The 2,240-nt window shown below is 66.3% G+C and carries 1 protein-coding gene and 1 pseudogene; one reads left to right on the top strand and one right to left on the bottom strand.

The genetic code is table 11. From position 1 onward, the window contains the following. Positions 1–28: 28 nt before the first annotated feature. Complete coding sequence (locus ACFP3U_RS36815) at positions 29–592, top strand: hypothetical protein (protein ID WP_380230138.1); 564 nt, start codon at positions 29–31, stop codon at positions 590–592. Between the two features lie 471 nt (positions 593–1,063). On the opposite strand, the pseudogene ACFP3U_RS36810 reads toward ACFP3U_RS36815, so the two are convergent. After that, a pseudogene (locus ACFP3U_RS36810) lies at positions 1,064–1,573 on the bottom strand (transposase); the annotation flags it as partial. Positions 1,574–2,240: the final 667 nt, after the last annotated feature.

Below are 2,240 nucleotides of genomic sequence, written 5' to 3'. Positions count from 1 at the left end.
AACTACACTCACGCAAGCCGCATAAGACGTGTCCTCACATCGGGGGGAAGACCCGAGTGCGGACGACGAGTTCTATCGCTCTCAGCAGTTTCTGGAGAAGCACCGCAGCGTCATCGACGAGCTGGTGGACGACGACGGCAAGGTCGACTACCGGCGCCTGGAGGAGACCCTTGGCGGGAAGGAGAAGGAGGTCGACCAGTTCATCCGGGAGCTTCACTTGGCGCGAGCCGCGATAGCGATGCGACGCAAGGCACTGGTTACCTACGCGGCGTCGCTAGCGCTCGCGGATCCCACCAATCCTTACGCCGCACTGCGGAGGTTCGTGGAGTCGCAGGTTCATCAGTTGGAGGACGCCGAGGCGGTGGCGACCGAACTGACCGAACGCCTCACCCAGGTTGAACTCAAGGGCCGCCGTTGGCGCGACTCCGATAAGTCAGTGGCGACGCGACAAGAGCGGTTCCGCGCCCAAGTCTCCCCACCCAAAATCGATGGCGACACCGAGATTCGCTACCTCATGACGTCTTCCGGCGAGATCCTCCACGTCCTTCCGCCAGCCGAAGACGAGCCCTTGCAGCTCGCGCAGGACGAGTAGAGAGATCACCGTCTTCCGGCCGATGCTCGCCCCACTCGACCAGACCAACATCAGAGGTCCCCTGAACGACGCCGCCCTGCCTGGTCACCAACCAAAGATCGCACCGGAATGCTCGCCACCCCGGAGGCTCACTGGGGAATAGCGCACGCATGGAACACTGTCTCTTCCCCAGTCCGGCACGACCGGGCTGCCGCATCCCTCCACCAGCGGGATCGCCGGGTCGACCTCGTGCGGTACCGGCTCTTCAGCCCCGACTTGCTGACACTTCAGTTGGTCGAGGCGGTTCCGGGTTCGCCGGATCGGCACCGCCGGTGCCAACCGAGCTGGTCGTCGAGGTTGACCACACTCCGGAGGCGGCGGGGGCGCCGACGAACGAGCAGGTAGCGGTGCCAGAGTGCCTGCGGGAGCTGTACCGCGAGCTGGAGGTGGTACCGCTCACTACATCGCCTACAAGCGGCTGCTAGTGCCGCATCAAGCAACGTTCGCCTTGGTGACGACTTCGCGTAGGCGCTCGTCGGCGACGTGCTTGTTTCGCCAGATGATGTAGCGGCGGATCATGCTGCCCTGCTCTTTGTGGCTGGCGTGGTCGGTGCCGTCGAGGGCGAAGTAGCGCAGGGCGGTGAACTGGGCCTCGATCCGGTTGAGCCAGGAGCTGTTGGTCGGGGTGTAGGCGATCTCGACGTTGTTCGCCGCCGCCCATGTCCCGACCCGCCGGCACCGCTTCGTCGTCAGGTGCGGCGAGTAGTTGTCGCAGACGATCGCGGTGCGCACGTGCGCTGGGCGCAGCAAGCACAGGTAGCGACAGAACTCCAGGAACTTGGAGCGGTTCTTGGTCTTCTTGACGTGCCCGTAGAGCTGGTCCTTGGCGAGGTCGTAGGCGGCGAACAGGTGCCGGACTCCGTGCGGGCGGGTGTAGGTCGCCCGCCGCCTCGGCCTCGGCTCGCGGTCGGGGTCCTTGTGGCGGCCACCACGCTCGGCCCCCTCGACGGACGCGTGCGCATCCTCAGCCGCTCCCAGAAGTCGTCCCAGAGGATCATCGCCACCGACGAGGTCGTCACTCGGTTCGGCGTCACCCCCGATCAGTGGCCAGCTTTCCGCACGCCGACCAGCGACAAGTCCAACAACAACCCCGGCGTGCGGGGCGTCGGCCCGAAGGGGGCCGCCGCCCCGCTGCGCGACGACATGCGGCTGCGCGACCTGCCCGGTTCGGGGCGGCTGGCCGGCGGAGTCCCGCATCGCGCTGACGTCCGCGAGGGCGAGCCCGCAAGGGCGCGCACCGAACGCCTGCCGAACGTCCCCGACAAGCAGCCGTCATCGATGACGAACCGTGACCAGCGCCGGGCCGGTAGATGTCCGGCCCGCCATCAACTGACGATCAGTCAGAAAGTCAGCAAGAGGTCAGCATCAATACGAGCAGACCTTGCGATATACGCCCAAGCTTGAGAATTGAGAGGCTACCCGCATCGCATCCCGAGGGGATTCCGAGCCGAGGAGTGGCCGCTCTCCGTCGGGGCCAGCGAATGTCCGCCCGGACCCGTCGAGAACGATGGCCGGACTCACCACTTTGACATCATCCTCGCAGGTCAGCGCACTCGGCCGCGGGCCTTGAGGGGGATGTCGGGGAGGGTGGGGGCGTGGAGGCGGGCGC

The sequence above is a fragment of the Kitasatospora misakiensis genome (genome assembly GCF_042656005.1).
Lineage (GTDB): Bacteria > Actinomycetota > Actinomycetes > Streptomycetales > Streptomycetaceae > Kitasatospora > Kitasatospora misakiensis.
Note: the sequence above shows the minus strand (reverse complement) of the source record. Positions and strands in the feature narration are given on the sequence as shown.